Here is a 13,156-nt window from a genome sequence, read left to right on the forward strand (position 1 = left end):
GACTACTTGAAGAAAGCGATCCCGTCGTCCGGCATGTCGTCCGGGAGGGCCTTCGCCCAGCGTTCGACGTCTTCCGGGGTGACGACCTTCTTGAGGTGGGCGGACATGTAGGGGCGGAGCTCGACGTCGGGGGTCTGCTTCTCGCCGACCCACATGAGGTCGCTCTTGACGTAGCCGTAGAGGCGCTTGCCGCCGGTGTAGGGGCTGGAGGCGGCGGTGCGGGCGACGGCGTCCGTGACCAGGTCGATCTGGGGCTTCTGCTTGGCCAGCTCGCCGTACCAGATCTCGATGACGCCGTCGTCGCGGGTCATCGTGACCTCGACCTTGCGGTCGGCGTCGATGCGCCAGAAGCCGGACTCGGACTCCAGCGGGCGGACCTTGTTCCCGTCGTTGTCCAGCACCCAGGTGTGGGAGTGGTACTCCAGGAAGTCCCGCCCGTCGTGGCTGAAGGTGACCTCCTGGCCGAAGTTGCACTTCTCGGAGCCGGGGAAGTCGTGCACGCCCGCACCGGCCCAGTCGCCGAGCAGGAAGACGAGGGGGACCAGGTCCTTGTGAAGGTCGGACGGGATCTCGATCATGGGATCGGCAGTTCCTTTAAGGCTTTATGGGGATCAGCGCTGGCCCTGGTACAGCTTCTTCACGGTCAGCCCGGCGAAGGCGAGGACGCCTACGCAGACAAGGACGAGCAGGGCTTCGAAGAATGCCTCAAGCACGGGGGGCTCCTCGGACGATCGGAAGTGGGCGGTACTGAGCCGGGCCCCAGCTTAGTCGGCCGGGGCCCGGCTCTCTCCGCGAGGTACTCCCTGCGCGGCTCAGCCCAGCAGCTGGCTCTGCAGGGCGACCGTCTGCCGGAAGGGCACGGCCTTCGCGCCGCCCTTGCGGGACTCCACGACCAGGGCCAGGACGTCACCGGCGGACAGGTACGCCTGCCGGACGTGCTCGGCGCCGTACGGCTTGGTCTCGACGTACGCGGAGTACGGGATCTTCTCCAGCCGCGCCGCGTCCGGGTAGTCCTCGTCGAAGACGGAGTCGGGGGCGCCGCGCAGCGCGTAGCCCGGGCTGCTGTACGGGGCGATGTTCGAGCTGAACATCTCGTCCACGACCGCGGCCGTGCCGAACTGCAGCAGGTACACGCGCGTGTGCGTGCCGTCCGGGGTGGTCCAGCCGCGGGCCGCGATGTGCCGCAGGCCGACGTCGGTGAACTTCTGCGCCAGCTCGGCACGGTCGTCCTTCTCGGCGTACTCCGCCAGGAAGTCCTTCGTCGCCAGCCACCCGTCCTCGCCGCGCAGCTTCTTGTCCTGCGTCGCCCCCTTCGGCGCGGGCAGGACGAGGGCGCGCAGGTCGGCGTAGTGCGCGCCGGCCTTGTTCGCCTCGGCGAAGGGCGCCGGGCTGCCGGAGGGCAGCGGCGGCAGGGTGAGCGTCGGGTAGTCCCACCGCCCGTCCGACGCGGTGGCCAGTCCGGGTACGTCCGTCCGCTCCATCCCGGTGATCCCGTACGCCGTCCCCGCCCCGACCGCCGCGAACACGACGACGGCGGCCGTCCAGCGCAGCATGCTCCGCAGGGCTCGGCGGTCCTTCTTGGGGGCGGCGATTTCAGGTTCCGGTAGTGCGAGGGCCGATTCCGGTACGGGGATCAGCTCGGGTACCGGGGGCGGCGCGGCCGGCATCGGCGGCGCCGTCACGGGCTCGGCCGGTGCGGACGCCTGCTCGGCCGGCGCAGCCTCCTGCTCCGCTGCCGGCACCGGTGTCTTCTGTTCCGTCTGCTCGGTCATACCGCTTCCCCCGGCTCCGCGATGCGGTCGAGCTGTTCGCTCGTCAGCAACGCGACCCCCTTGGTGTCGAGTGGCTTGGGCCCGTCCGCGGTGACGGTGACCATGACGTCTCCGATGCGCGCGGAGCAGATCATGCCGCTGAGGTCCGCCTTGTCGTCCTTGGGCGGCAGGAAGCACTTGGCGTCCTTGTAGCCCTTGACGGCGGGGCCCTTGCGGAAGACGTCGAGGCTCTCGAAGAGTGCGTTCTGGAGCGCCGAGAGGTTCTTGGCCTGGGCCTGGCTGTCCATGCGGGTCAGCAGGACGCTGACGGCGAAGATCCCCTCGTTGTCACTGACGCTGCTGGGCTCGGAGTTGAGGTAGCTGCGCATCGCCATGCCCTTGATGGGGTGCTTGTCGTACTGCTTCTGCAGCTGTGTGCGCTGGGAGCGGGGCAGGTCGCTGAGCGACTCCTTGCGCAGGGCCGAGGCCTGGGCGCCGCTGAGTTCCGCGTCCGACCCGAACTCCCCGAGATCGGGCCCACGGCTCCAGCCGTCGGTCCCGAACGGGACGAGCATCCCGCCGAGGCCGTTCACGGACGCGACCTTGGGCCGGCTCCCCGCACCCTGCCCGTCCAGCCTCCGCGACGGGAACTTCCACTCCGGCGCCTCCGCGTCACGGTCGGCGTTGCGCACGGTGATGACGGTGTACACGACCCCGGCGACCACAGCGGCGGCGAGCAGCACGCCCGCCGTGACGGCGACGACACGACGCCGACGGCGAGGGTTCCTGGCGGACGGCTCGGGAGCGGTCGCCGTCCCGGCGGGCTCGACGGGCCCGACCTCACCGACGGGACCGGACTCGGCGACGGGAGCGGCGTCGGCGGCAGGACTCGCCTCATCGACGGGACCGACCTCGGGGGCAGGAGCCGCCTCACCGACGGAGTCGACCGGCTCGTTCTCGTTCTCGTTCACAGCCGCTCCATCTGCCGCTTGGCCAGGTCCATGATCTTCGCCTTGGGGATCGGCTTGGTGTCGTAGACCCAGATCTCGATGGCGACGTCGCCGCGGGAGGCGGTGGCCTCGGCGCTGTACACCGGCAGGTACCCCGCCTCGGTGTGCGGCTTGGTGTGGACGTACGCCATGCCCTCGCCGGTGCCCGGCACGGACCAGCTGTCGGTGCCGGACTTGTTGTCGGCCCAGTACTGGTTGTTCTCCACCACGTCGGCCGCCGCGGCGGACTCCTCCTGGCGGAACTGGAGCAGCCTGATCTCGACGGTCTGGTGGCCGGACTCCCAGCCGGTGATCGCGGCACGGCGGAACTCGTAGCCGACCAGCGTGCCGAACATCTCGTCCGGCTTCTCGTACGTGTCGGCGTAGGCGGCCAGATCCATCCAGCCGTCGTCGGCGGGCAGCCAGTCCGCCTTCTTCGCGCCGCCCGGCTTCTTCAACAGCAGCTTGCGCAGATCGCCGTCGACCTTCACCTGACGGTCCTGCGCGGCCGACAGCGGCTCGGGGCCCGGGCCCTTCGCCTGCGCCAGCACCGGCTGGGACAGCGAGGCCAGCTTCGTCGGCTCGCGGTCGGCCTGGATCAGATAGCCGACGCAGGTCCCCGCGACGACGCCGAGCACAGTGGCTCCGGCGATCAGCAGGGCGGTACGGCCACGACGCCGGCGCGCGGTTGGCTCCGCCGGTTCGGGTACTTCCAAGACGTCCCCCACAGAACGTGTAGCGCACATGCCATATGTACGCGCACAGAAGACTCTCGGGTCACGTCCGTAGTTGCGGAGGCGTTGATTACGATTCGGCCATGGCGAAGAAGCTCGTGATCAAGGTGACGGCCGGCGCGGACGCCCCCGAACGCTGCTCCCAGGCTTTTACGGTGGCTGCCGTGGCCGTGGCCAGCGGGGTCGACGTCTCCCTCTGGCTGACCGGCGAGTCGGCGTGGTTCGCGCTTCCGGGGCGCGCGGCGGAGTTCGACCTGCCCCATGCGGCGCCGCTGCCCGATCTGCTCGACTCGCTCCTCGCCGGCGGCAAAGTGACCCTGTGCACCCAGTGCGCGGCCCGGCGGGACATCACGGAGAAGGACGTCATCGAGGGCGTCCGGATCGCCGGGGCGCAGGTGTTCGTCCAGGAGGCGATGGCGGACGAGACGCAGGCCCTCGTCTACTGAGCCGCCACGAAGTGCGCCCACGCGTCCGCTGAGAAAACGAGGGCGCCTCGGGCGGGGTCCTTGCTGTCGCGGACCGGGACGACGGAGGGGTGGTCGGGGGCGACCTCGACGCAGGCTCCGCCGTCCGAGTTGCTGTAGCTGCTCTTGCGCCAGGTGACGTTGCTCAGGTCGATGGCTCGCATGGCGCTTCCTCCAGCATTCGCACGATGAACTGCCGCTATTCATCCGGGGACTGGGCCAAATCGCGTACCCGATCGTATCGGAGCTGAAGGCGTTCGACCGCTGCGGATTCCTGGACCAACTCGCCGGAGTATCCGGTCTCGATCCACGCCACGGTCTGGCCGTCCCGGCCGCGCAGAAACATCGTGTCGGTGTTCGTCAGTCCGTGGACACCTGCGGACAACGGCAGCACCTGGATCGTGACGTTGGGGCGGCACGCCGTCCTCCAACAGTAGCTCGCGACGCCCCATGCGTGCCTCGACCTGCGCGCTCAGCTCCTCACCGGCGAGACCACCAGCGGCGAGCAACTCCCTTGCGTATGCCGGAGTTTGGAGGACGCCAGGCAAGTTGGACGTGGCGTAGTGCCACATACTCACCGCCTCCGCCTCAAGCACCATGTACCGCCGATAGCGCTCCCTGAACTGCGTCGGATACGCCATCGCCAGTTCCCAGAGCGCCAGCAACAGCCCCGGGGTCCCGTAATACACATCCAGCGCCTGTACGACCTCCGGGCTCCCGAGCGTCTGCCCGTTCTCCAGCTTGCCGAACAGGGACCAGTCCCAACCCAGCTGCTCACCGAGGTCCCGCAGACTCACCCCCTTGGCCGCCCTCAGTAACCGCAGCTCCTCCGCGAACCGTTGCCTGGGTTCCTGACTGCGCCCCGTGATGACTCGCCTCAGCGGCACCGCACCCCTTCATCCCTCCATGTACCCGGCGGCTGTGGAATTTGTGGAATTAGCGCCGTCAGGCGATGAAGAACGGCCAGTCAACGGCGCATCGGCCCCACTTCCGGGCCATCCTCGTATCGACCCGGTATACGCAGAGTAGTACAACTGCCCGTATTTCGTATAGATGTTGGGCAAAGGGAGCAAAGCGCATGCGCCAGGAATCGACCCCCACCCGCCACGAACCCGGCACCCTCCTCTTCGACCCCTCGACCAACAAGGTCGGCGAGTACCGCGACCGCGTTGGGCCGTACGTGATGCTGCGCCCCGTGGGCGGGGGTCGGGAGTGGCAGGCCGATCCGGCGTTGCTGCGGCCCGCGACCACGCGGGAACGGCTCAGCGCCGGCGTCCGCGCGGCGAACGACCGGAGTCAGACGCCCCCGCCGCCGGACCCCGAGGACATGCGCCGACCGCCCGCGCCCGTCCCCGGCTGTGCCACCTGCGACGAACTGGACCGGCTGCGCCAGGCCGCCCGCGCCGCACACGACCGCAGCGCCGAGACCGACGCCAACGTCCTGCTGCGGCAGCACCGGCGCGAGGAGCACCGGCCGTGACCTGCCAGGTGTCATGCGCCTTTCGCCCCGTCCTGACGGGGCGTCCTGTCACAGCTGATCGACAATCCGCCTGCGTTCGTAGGCCACGGGGTTAATCTCACGCTGGGCGGCCACCCGGTCGTCATGACCGTCGTAAACGACCGTCGCACCCGTCGTCTTGATGACCGCCTAGGTAGGGGACCCGAATGCGCGCCCTGCGAATACTTCTGATCGTCGTCGTGATCCTGGGCGGCCTCTTCGTGATCGCGGACCGGGTCGCCGTGCACTTCGCCCAGGGCGAGGTCGCGGACAAGCTGAAGACCACCGAGAACCTGGCCTCCACCCCGGACGTCTCCATCAAGGGCTTCCCGTTCCTCACCCAGGTCGCCTCCGGTGAGCTGAAGGACGTCGAGATCGGTATCAAGGACTACGAGGCCGACACTGGCAACACCGGGACCGCCGGCCCGCAGACCATCCGTATCGACAACCTCAAGGCCCAGATGAAGGGCGTCGACTTCTCCGGCGACTACAGCTCCGCCACCGCGTCCACCGCGACCGGCACCGCCACCATCGCCTACGACGAACTGCTCAAGGCGGCCAAGTCCGAGCCGACGCAGGTCTTCACCGGCGTCAAGGCCCAGGTCATCGGCCTCTCCGACGGCGGCAACGGCAAGATCAAGGTCGACGTGAAGGTCTCGGCGCTCGGCCAGTCGCAGACGTACCCCGTGCTCAGCACGGTCACCGTCGCCGGCGACACGGTCAAGGTGCACGCCGACAACCTGCCCAAGCTCGTCGTCGATCTCGCCGACTCGCAGATGCGCTCGATCACCGACTTCCAGCAGACAATCGACGAGCTGCCGGGCGGCGTGAAACTGGACAGTGTGCAGGCCGCCCAGAGTGGTGTGGAGATCGCGGTGAAGGGTTCGAACGTCAAGCTGGCCGGGTAGGACGGCCCGATAGTGCGAGGGTCGTTCCTCAACGGGCGGTGTCCGACAGGCGAGACGACGCCGTCCGTACCGTAGAGGCGATGATGGACACATCCGGCCCGTGGTCGTGCGGGAGCGGGCCCGGCGGCCTCGTTCGCTGATCGCATCCCATATTGCGGACGATCGCGTCTCACGATTTGACACGCCGGTGACATGTCCGGCTTTCCGTCCCTACGATCGTCGTCATGAAGCGACAGGCGGATCTCACGAAGCGGCGGGCAGTCGACCTGTGCCGCGTCGCCGCCATGCTCTGTCGCCCCTTCTGAGCGGGAGCGTACGGCTCTCGCATCCCCCCGCCCTGATCAGGGCATCTGTGCGCACGCCCTCGTACGAGCACGCGCACCCCTCGCACTCGCACACCCCGCCGTAACTGCCCGGAGGAGAAAGAGCATGAGCCGCAGCGACGTCCTGGTCGACGCCGACTGGGTCCAGGACAACCTGGACAACGCCGACATCGCGATCGTGGAGGTGGACGAGGACACGTCCGCCTACGAGAAGAACCACATCCGTAACGCGATCCGCATCGACTGGACCAAGGACCTGCAGGACCCGGTCCGCCGCGACTTCATCGACCAGGAGGGCTTCGAAAAGCTCCTGTCGGCGAAGGGCATCGCCAACGACACGCTGGTGATCCTCTACGGCGGCAACAACAACTGGTTCGCGTCCTACGCCTACTGGTACTTCAAGCTCTACGGCCACGAGAACGTCAAGCTCCTCGACGGCGGCCGCAAGAAGTGGGAGCTGGACGCCCGCGAGCTGGTGGAGGACGTGCCCGAGCGCGCGACCACCGACTACAAGGCCAAGCCGCAGAACACCGCGATCCGCGCCTTCCGTGACGACGTCGTCGCCGCGATCGGTGCGCAGAACCTGGTCGACGTGCGCTCGCCCGACGAGTTCTCCGGCAAGCTGCTCGCGCCGGCCCACCTGCCGCAGGAGCAGTCGCAGCGTCCGGGTCACGTCCCGTCCGCGCGCAACATCCCGTGGTCGAAGAACGCCAACGACGACGGCACCTTCAAGTCGGACGACGAGCTCAAGGAGCTCTACGCCGAGGAGCAGGTCGACCTCGCCAAGGACACCATCGCGTACTGCCGTATCGGCGAGCGCTCGGCCCTGACCTGGTTCGTGCTGCACGAGCTGCTCGAGGTCGAGAACGTCAAGAACTACGACGGCTCGTGGACCGAGTACGGCAGCCTCGTCGGCGTGCCGATCGAGCTCGGCGCCAACAAGTAGGACCACCGACCGACCCCTTCATCACCCCTCAGGAGAGACGACATGTGCGGAGCGAAGGCCGGCGGCCCGGACGCCTCGACGATCAAGCCCGGTGAGACCACGATCCAGGGCCAGGTGACGCGTGACGGCGAGCCGGTGACGGGCTATGTCCGGCTCCTGGACTCGACCGGTGAGTTCACCGCGGAGGTTCCGACCTCGGCGACGGGGCAGTTCCGCTTCTACGCGGCCGAGGGCACGTGGACCGTTCGCGCGCTCGTGCCGGGTGGCACGGCCGACCGCACGGTCGTCGCCCAGCAGGGTGGGCTGGCAGAGGTCGCGATCGCGGTCTGAGGCGGTACGCGAGAGCGGTACCCGAGCAGTACCTGATAGGCCGGAGGGCCGCACCCCGTCGGGGGTGCGGCCCTCCGCGCCGTTCGGGCCTACGCTGGACTTATGTTGGCACGACGGCGTCATGTCTACTTCGCCATGATGGGCACGTGCATCGGGCTCTTCGTCCTGGCCTGGGGCGTCGTGCGCCTGTGGTCCGTGCCGGTCGCCGTGGGCATGTGCGTGGTCGCCATGCTGATCCCGCCGGTCGCCGCGATGGTGGCGAACCGGCGAGGCCCGGACGACCGCTGGTGGGACGACCCGTCCGGCGACCCCAAGTCCGACGACTGGTGGGACGAACTGGACGGCAAGAAACGGCGTCCCTGAGCCGCGGGGCCCGGGCTTGCCCGTCGCGCGCGTGCCCTGGGGCCTGCGCCCCCAGACCCCCGCTTCGGCCCTGAAGGGGCCTCGTCCTCAAACGCCGGACGGGCTGAGAAATGCGACCCGCGTCGAGAAGGCGCCGTCCCCACGGGTGGGTCGGGGATCGGGACGGCAATCGCTCGGCCTCGGACGCCGGACGGGCTGACAGATGCGGGCCGGCGCCAAGACTGGATTACGCCAGTGCCCGACCCAGCACCCACACCACCGGTGCCGCCGTGGCCAGCGGCAGGGCGACGCCCGCTGTGAAGTGGACGAAGCGGGACGGGTAGTCGTAGGCCGCTACTCGGTGGCCGATGAGGGCGCAGGCCGCCGCTGCCGCGCCCAGCAACGCGCCCTTGGGGCCGTAGTCCGTCAGGCCGCCTACCGCGATGCCCGCGCCGGCCGCGGCCAGGAGCGAGACGATCAGGGAGGCCGGGGTCGGTAGTGGGAGGGCGCGGGCCAGGATGGCTACCGCTGCCGCCGCCGCGCCTACCGTGACCGCTTCCGGGTCGGCCGCCAGGTAGCCCGTCGCGATGATCGCCAGGGCCGCTGACGCGACGCTCGCCATCAGGCCGTACATCCGCTCGTCCGGGTCGGCGTGGGAGCGGAGTTGCAGGACCAGGGAGAGCAGGACCCAGACGCCCAGGGTGCCGAGGATGGCCGCCGGGCCGTTCTCGCGGCCCGCCGTCAGCAGGGCCACGTCCGCCACCAGCGCGCCCAGGAACGCCAGCGCGATGCCCTGGCGGGCCGGCCACATGCCGTTCAGGCGGAACCAACCCGCCGCCGTGACCCCCTGGAGTGCGATCAGGGGGATGAGGAGGGCGTACGAGCCTGCCGCTGCCGTCGCCGACAGGAGGACACCCAGCAGCGCCGTGAGGGCCGCCGGCCGCATGCCCGGGTCGATGATCGGGGAGCGGCCCTCCAGGCGGGCGCGTTGGGCGTCCGTGATGCGGGCGTTGCCCGCGACGGTGGCCGGGCCGTAGGTGGCGGCGGAGGCGTCCGTCGCGGGAGGTTCGGGGGCGGGGGGCGGCGCGGGTGCCATCGGTGCCTGCTGCCAGGGCTGGGGCTCGTTGCCGTATGCGCCGTGGGGCGGGGGTGTCTGCGGGGGCAGGTATGCCGTGTCCGCCGGGGCCACCGGCTGGTGGACCTGGGTCTCCCAGGTCTGGCCCTGCCACTGCTGCGTGTACTGCTGGGCGGCGTGCGGGTCGTCGTAGCCCTGCTGGCCCGGCCACTGCTGCTGCGGCTGCTGCTGGGGTTGCTGCGGCGGCTGCTGTTGCTGGGGTTGCTGCTGGTACGGGTCGTAGCCCTGGTACCTGGGGTCGTACGGCTGGTCGGTCATCGTCACCCTCCTGCGAACGGCGGGAGCACCTCGACCGTGCCGCCGTCGGCCAGCCGTACCGTCTCATGTCCGCGGGTGCCCACGGGGTCACCGTCGATGAGGAACGAGCATCGGCGCAGGACGCGCGCGAGTTCGCCGGGGTGTCGCCCACGCACGGCGTCGAGCGCCTCGGCGAGCGTGCCCGCGTCGTACGGCTCCTCGGCCACCCCGGCCGCGGCCTTCGCGGCGGCCCAATAGCGCACCGTCACCTTTGGCATCCGGATACCGGTTCCTCTGTCGGTCGGCTGTGTACTCGGCTGTGTACCCCGTCAGGCTAGCCCGCCTTGGCGACAGCCCAGTCCCCGATGCGGTCCAGCAGCTCGTCGCTGACCGCGTGTTCCGCGTGGCCCATGGGTTCCATCCACAGCTCGGCGTGGCCGGCGGCGGCCTCGGCCAGCATCTTGGGGTGGTCGACCGGGAAGTAGCCGTCGCGGTCGCCGTGGACGATGAGGAGGGGGGTGGGAGCGATCCTCGGGACCGCCTCGACCGGGGAGAGCGGGACCGGGTCCCAGTCGCGGTGGTGGATTCGGGTGTGCAGGCCGTAGCGGCTCACCAGGCGGCCCTCGGGGCGCGTCACCAGCCAGTGCAGGCGGCGCATGGGGGCGGTGCCTCGGTAGTACCAACGGGCCGGCGCACTCACCGAAACCACCGCGTCCGTACGCGCTTCCGTGCGCCCCGCGCGCCCCGAACCGTCCGCGTCACCCTGTCCGTCTCCGCCGCCGTACAGCGCCGCGTGCCGCAGCACCACCGAACCGCCCATCGAGAAGCCGACGGTGACCACGCGCGCGTGGCCGAGTTCACGTGCCCACGCGACCGCCGCCGCCAGATCGAGGACCTCGCGGTCGCCCACGGTGGAGCTCCCGCCGGACGCCCCGTGACCCCGGAAGGAGAAGGTGACCACGGGCGCGTACTGCGCGAACGCCTCCGCCACCCGCCGTACGTGCGGCTTGTCCACGTCACCCGTGAAACCGTGGGCCACGACGAACGCGAGATCAACGGACGATGGCGTGGAAGCGTCGTATACGGACGTGCACGGGTCGTATACGGAATCGATCGTCACCCCGTCGTCGGTGTGCAGAAACGTCCGCAAAGGTGTACGTCTGATCGTCTCAGAGTTCGGACGAATGGTGGAACGTGCCACATGACCTGCCGGACCAGTGCTCATGTGGGCTATTCTGCTCGGCAGAGGACTCGGGCAGCGAAGCCCCCGGGTCCTTTTGTGCTTTCGGAAGCGTTGTATACGAAGCGGGAAACGCAAGGTGACCGCTGGTGTACGGGTCTTCGGGAGCACAGCGCAGTGCCGCACCGCACACGTCCTCGCAGGGACCGAGGAGGAACCAGACGTATGAGTTCTCTGCTGCTCCTGACCAATGCCCTCCAGCCGTCGACGGAGGTGCTCCCCGCCCTCGGACTGCTGCTGCACAACGTGCGGGTCGCCCCGGCCGAGGGCCCCGCTCTAGTCGACACCCCAGGTGCCGACGTCATCCTCATCGACGGCCGGCGGGACCTCCCGCAGGTGCGCAGCCTGTGCCAGCTGCTGCGCTCCACCGGCCCCGGCTGTCCACTCATCCTGGTCGTCACCGAGGGCGGCCTCGCGGCCGTCACCGCCGACTGGGGCATCGATGACGTGCTTCTCGACACGGCCGGTCCGGCCGAGGTCGAGGCGCGGCTCCGGCTCGCCATGGGCCGGCAGCAGATCGTCAACGACGACTCCCCCATGGAGATCCGCAACGGCGACCTGTCGGTCGACGAGGCGACGTACAGCGCGAAGCTCAAGGGCCGGGTCCTCGACCTGACCTTCAAGGAGTTCGAGCTGCTGAAGTACCTCGCGCAGCACCCGGGCCGCGTCTTCACGCGCGCTCAGCTGCTGCAGGAGGTGTGGGGCTACGACTACTTCGGTGGCACCCGGACCGTCGACGTCCACGTACGACGGCTGCGCGCCAAGCTCGGACCCGAGCACGAGTCGCTGATCGGGACCGTCCGGAACGTGGGTTATCGATTCGTTACCCCCGAGAAGGTCGACCGTGCCGCCGAGGAGGCCAAGGCCAAGGCGGCCCGGGCAAAGGCGGAGGATGCGGACGAGACACCCGCCCTGGAGGACACCGAGGTCCACGTCGAGGCGTAGCGGAGGTGTGGGCAGGGCATGGTCCCCCTACCGGGGACGCTCCCGGGGCCGGGAGCAGCGAGGCAAGCTTCCTCACGCCCTGCCCAGAGCGGGTCTCTCCGCGTAGACTCCGCGCGTGGCCAAGGTAACCAGGGATGATGTGGCGCGGCTGGCGGGTACGTCGACTGCCGTGGTCAGCTATGTCATCAACAACGGACCCCGGCCGGTCGCCCCGGCCACGCGCGAGCGTGTCCTCGCCGCGATCAAGGAGCTGGGGTACCGACCCGACCGAGTCGCCCAGGCGATGGCGTCCCGGCGCACGGACCTCATAGGCCTGATCGTCCCGGACGCCCGCCAGCCCTTCTTCGGCGAGATGGCACACGCGGTCGAACAGGCCGCCTCCGAGCGCGGCAAGATGGTGCTGGTCGGCAACTCCGACTACATCGGCGAGCGCGAGGTCCACTATCTGCGCGCGTTCCTCGGGATGCGCGTCTCCGGACTCATCCTCGTCAGCCACGCGCTCAACGACAACGCCGCCGCGGAGATCGATGCCTGGGACGCCCGGGTGGTCCTGCTGCACGAGCGGCCCGAGGCCATCGACGACGTCGCCGTCGTCACCGACGACCTGGGCGGCGCCCACCTCGCCGTGTCCCATCTCCTGGAGCACGGCTACGAGTACGTCGCCTGTATGGGCGGCACCGCCGAGACGCCCGCCGTCGGTGACCCGGTCTCCGACCACGTCGAGGGCTGGCGGCGCGCGATGGAGGAGGTCGGCAAGCCCACCGAGGGCCGGCTGTTCGAGGCGCCGTACAACCGCTACGACGCCTACCGGATAGCGCTGGAGATCCTCGGCGGACCCCGGCGCCCGCCCGCGATCTTCTGCTCCACCGACGACCAGGCGATCGGCGTGCTGCGCGCGGCGCGCGAGCTGCGCATCGACGTGCCGGGCGAGCTGGCGGTGGCCGGCTTCGACGACATCAAGGAAGCGGCCCTGACGGACCCGCCGCTGACAACGATCGCATCGGACCGCTCGGCGATGGCCCGCGCGGCCGTGGACCTCGTCCTCGACGACGGACTGCGGGTGGCCGGCTCCCGGAGCGAGCGGCTGAAGGTGTTCCCCTCCCGACTGGTGACGCGACGCTCGTGCGGGTGCGCGGCCTGATCGTCTGAGGGGTTCGTCCGGCCGTATGAGGGGTTTCCGCGGCCCGTATGAGGGCTTTCTGAGAGACCCCTCCCCGGTGCCTGGGTCGGCTTTATATCGGGCATACGAGGTTCTGCCGGGCTTCTCAGCGGGCACTCAGGGAGCTCTCATGGTCGGGCGACATGCTCATTGTC

17 protein-coding genes and 2 pseudogenes are annotated in these 13,156 nt (G+C 69.6%); 9 read left to right on the forward strand and 10 right to left on the reverse strand.

The annotated features are described in order from the left end of the window. Positions 1–2 precede the first annotated feature (2 nt). The 4 genes from M2283_RS29155 to M2283_RS29170 form a co-directional block, all read right to left on the reverse strand. Positions 3–578, reverse strand: a complete 576-nt coding sequence (locus M2283_RS29155) for an FABP family protein (protein WP_280879390.1) — start codon at positions 576–578, stop codon at positions 3–5. 234 nt (positions 579–812) lie between these two features. Continuing rightward, positions 813–1,772, reverse strand: coding sequence for a hypothetical protein (locus M2283_RS29160; RefSeq protein WP_280879391.1), 960 nt, complete (start codon positions 1,770–1,772; stop codon positions 813–815). Further along, positions 1,769–2,722, reverse strand: coding sequence for a hypothetical protein (locus tag M2283_RS29165; RefSeq protein WP_280879392.1), 954 nt, complete (start codon positions 2,720–2,722; stop codon positions 1,769–1,771). Before M2283_RS29165 ends, M2283_RS29160 begins: the two co-directional genes overlap by 4 nt. Next, positions 2,719–3,456 carry a hypothetical protein gene (locus M2283_RS29170; RefSeq protein ID WP_280879393.1) on the reverse strand — a complete coding sequence of 246 codons (738 nt, stop codon included), beginning with the start codon at positions 3,454–3,456 and terminating at the stop codon, positions 2,719–2,721. Before M2283_RS29170 ends, M2283_RS29165 begins: the two co-directional genes overlap by 4 nt. Before the next feature lie 101 nt (positions 3,457–3,557). Here M2283_RS29170 and M2283_RS29175 point away from each other — a divergent pair, with 101 nt between their 5' ends. Beyond that, positions 3,558–3,920 (forward strand): DsrE family protein, encoded by a 363-nt coding sequence (locus M2283_RS29175; protein ID WP_280879394.1) that lies wholly within the window; start codon positions 3,558–3,560, stop codon positions 3,918–3,920. Here the strand turns inward: M2283_RS29175 and M2283_RS29180 are convergent. The 3 genes and pseudogenes from M2283_RS29180 to M2283_RS51985 all read right to left on the reverse strand — a co-directional run. After that, entirely contained in the window at positions 3,914–4,102 is a 189-nt protein-coding gene (locus M2283_RS29180) for a DUF397 domain-containing protein (RefSeq protein ID WP_280879395.1), read from the reverse strand. The genes M2283_RS29175 and M2283_RS29180 overlap by 7 nt on opposite strands. A 35-nt stretch (positions 4,103–4,137) precedes the next feature. Beyond that, positions 4,138–4,579, reverse strand: a pseudogene (locus tag M2283_RS51980) (Scr1 family TA system antitoxin-like transcriptional regulator). Positions 4,580–4,651: 72 nt separating this feature from the next. Beyond that, positions 4,652–4,825: pseudogene (locus M2283_RS51985) on the reverse strand (helix-turn-helix domain-containing protein); the annotation flags it as partial. Positions 4,826–5,016: 191 nt separating this feature from the next. On the opposite strand from M2283_RS51985, the gene M2283_RS29190 reads away from it, so the two are divergent. The 6 genes from M2283_RS29190 to M2283_RS29210 all read left to right on the forward strand — a co-directional run bounded on the left by M2283_RS29190 (position 5,017) and on the right by M2283_RS29210 (position 8,306). After that, positions 5,017–5,418, forward strand: a complete 402-nt coding sequence (locus M2283_RS29190) for a hypothetical protein (RefSeq protein ID WP_280879396.1) — start codon at positions 5,017–5,019, stop codon at positions 5,416–5,418. Between the two features lie 185 nt (positions 5,419–5,603). Then, on the forward strand, positions 5,604–6,344 hold the full coding sequence (locus tag M2283_RS29195) for an LmeA family phospholipid-binding protein (protein WP_280879397.1): 741 nt from the start codon (positions 5,604–5,606) through the stop codon (positions 6,342–6,344). 224 nt (positions 6,345–6,568) lie between these two features. Continuing rightward, the gene (locus M2283_RS51990) at positions 6,569–6,649 is read left to right on the forward strand and encodes an Ms5788A family Cys-rich leader peptide (RefSeq protein WP_350751515.1); all 81 of its coding nucleotides are present in this window, start codon (positions 6,569–6,571) and stop codon (positions 6,647–6,649) included. Positions 6,650–6,773: 124 nt separating this feature from the next. Continuing rightward, positions 6,774–7,613, forward strand: coding sequence for a sulfurtransferase (locus M2283_RS29200; RefSeq protein ID WP_280879398.1), 840 nt, complete (start codon positions 6,774–6,776; stop codon positions 7,611–7,613). A gap of 42 nt (positions 7,614–7,655) precedes the next feature. After that, positions 7,656–7,943 (forward strand): DUF1416 domain-containing protein, encoded by a 288-nt coding sequence (locus M2283_RS29205; protein WP_004986406.1) that lies wholly within the window; start codon positions 7,656–7,658, stop codon positions 7,941–7,943. Between the two features lie 102 nt (positions 7,944–8,045). Then, positions 8,046–8,306 carry a DUF3099 domain-containing protein gene (locus M2283_RS29210; protein ID WP_280879399.1) on the forward strand — a complete coding sequence of 87 codons (261 nt, stop codon included), beginning with the start codon at positions 8,046–8,048 and terminating at the stop codon, positions 8,304–8,306. Positions 8,307–8,532: 226 nt separating this feature from the next. Here M2283_RS29210 and M2283_RS29215 read toward each other — a convergent pair whose 3' ends face one another. The 3 genes from M2283_RS29215 to M2283_RS29225 are packed head-to-tail and all read right to left on the reverse strand — an operon-like array spanning position 8,533 to position 10,882. Further along, positions 8,533–9,678: a hypothetical protein gene (locus M2283_RS29215; RefSeq protein WP_280879400.1), complete on the reverse strand. Its 1,146-nt coding sequence runs from the start codon at positions 9,676–9,678 to the stop codon at positions 8,533–8,535. A 2-nt stretch (positions 9,679–9,680) separates the two neighbouring features. Continuing rightward, entirely contained in the window at positions 9,681–9,935 is a 255-nt protein-coding gene (locus M2283_RS29220; RefSeq protein WP_280879401.1) for a MoaD/ThiS family protein, read from the reverse strand. Positions 9,936–9,991: 56 nt separating this feature from the next. Beyond that, the gene (locus tag M2283_RS29225; protein ID WP_280879402.1) at positions 9,992–10,882 is read right to left on the reverse strand and encodes an alpha/beta hydrolase; all 891 of its coding nucleotides are present in this window, start codon (positions 10,880–10,882) and stop codon (positions 9,992–9,994) included. Between the two features lie 180 nt (positions 10,883–11,062). On the opposite strand from M2283_RS29225, the gene M2283_RS29230 reads away from it, so the two are divergent. Beyond that, positions 11,063–11,842, forward strand: a complete 780-nt coding sequence (locus tag M2283_RS29230; RefSeq protein ID WP_280879403.1) for a response regulator transcription factor — start codon at positions 11,063–11,065, stop codon at positions 11,840–11,842. A gap of 115 nt (positions 11,843–11,957) precedes the next feature. Then, entirely contained in the window at positions 11,958–12,983 is a 1,026-nt protein-coding gene (locus tag M2283_RS29235) for a LacI family DNA-binding transcriptional regulator (protein WP_280879404.1), read from the forward strand. The last annotated feature ends 173 nt before the right edge of the window (positions 12,984–13,156 follow it).

This window comes from Streptomyces pseudovenezuelae, from assembly GCF_029892565.1.
In the GTDB taxonomy this organism is placed as follows: Bacteria; Actinomycetota; Actinomycetes; order Streptomycetales; family Streptomycetaceae; genus Streptomyces; species Streptomyces pseudovenezuelae_A.

Coding starts and splice junctions, on each gene's coding strand:
- M2283_RS29220 (WP_280879401.1), bottom strand. CDS start 9,935: ATGCCAAAGGTGACGGTGCGCTATTGGGCCGCCGCGAAGGCCGCGGCC.
- M2283_RS29190 (WP_280879396.1), top strand. CDS start 5,017: ATGCGCCAGGAATCGACCCCCACCCGCCACGAACCCGGCACCCTCCTC.
- M2283_RS29195 (WP_280879397.1), top strand. CDS start 5,604: ATGCGCGCCCTGCGAATACTTCTGATCGTCGTCGTGATCCTGGGCGGC.
- M2283_RS29205 (WP_004986406.1), top strand. CDS start 7,656: ATGTGCGGAGCGAAGGCCGGCGGCCCGGACGCCTCGACGATCAAGCCC.
- M2283_RS29180 (WP_280879395.1), bottom strand. CDS start 4,102: ATGCGAGCCATCGACCTGAGCAACGTCACCTGGCGCAAGAGCAGCTAC.
- M2283_RS29215 (WP_280879400.1), bottom strand. CDS start 9,678: ATGACCGACCAGCCGTACGACCCCAGGTACCAGGGCTACGACCCGTAC.
- M2283_RS51990 (WP_350751515.1), top strand. CDS start 6,569: ATGAAGCGACAGGCGGATCTCACGAAGCGGCGGGCAGTCGACCTGTGC.
- M2283_RS29175 (WP_280879394.1), top strand. CDS start 3,558: ATGGCGAAGAAGCTCGTGATCAAGGTGACGGCCGGCGCGGACGCCCCC.
- M2283_RS29200 (WP_280879398.1), top strand. CDS start 6,774: ATGAGCCGCAGCGACGTCCTGGTCGACGCCGACTGGGTCCAGGACAAC.
- M2283_RS29225 (WP_280879402.1), bottom strand. CDS start 10,882: ATGAGCACTGGTCCGGCAGGTCATGTGGCACGTTCCACCATTCGTCCG.
- M2283_RS29160 (WP_280879391.1), bottom strand. CDS start 1,772: ATGACCGAGCAGACGGAACAGAAGACACCGGTGCCGGCAGCGGAGCAG.
- M2283_RS29210 (WP_280879399.1), top strand. CDS start 8,046: ATGTTGGCACGACGGCGTCATGTCTACTTCGCCATGATGGGCACGTGC.
- M2283_RS29155 (WP_280879390.1), bottom strand. CDS start 578: ATGATCGAGATCCCGTCCGACCTTCACAAGGACCTGGTCCCCCTCGTC.
- M2283_RS29230 (WP_280879403.1), top strand. CDS start 11,063: ATGAGTTCTCTGCTGCTCCTGACCAATGCCCTCCAGCCGTCGACGGAG.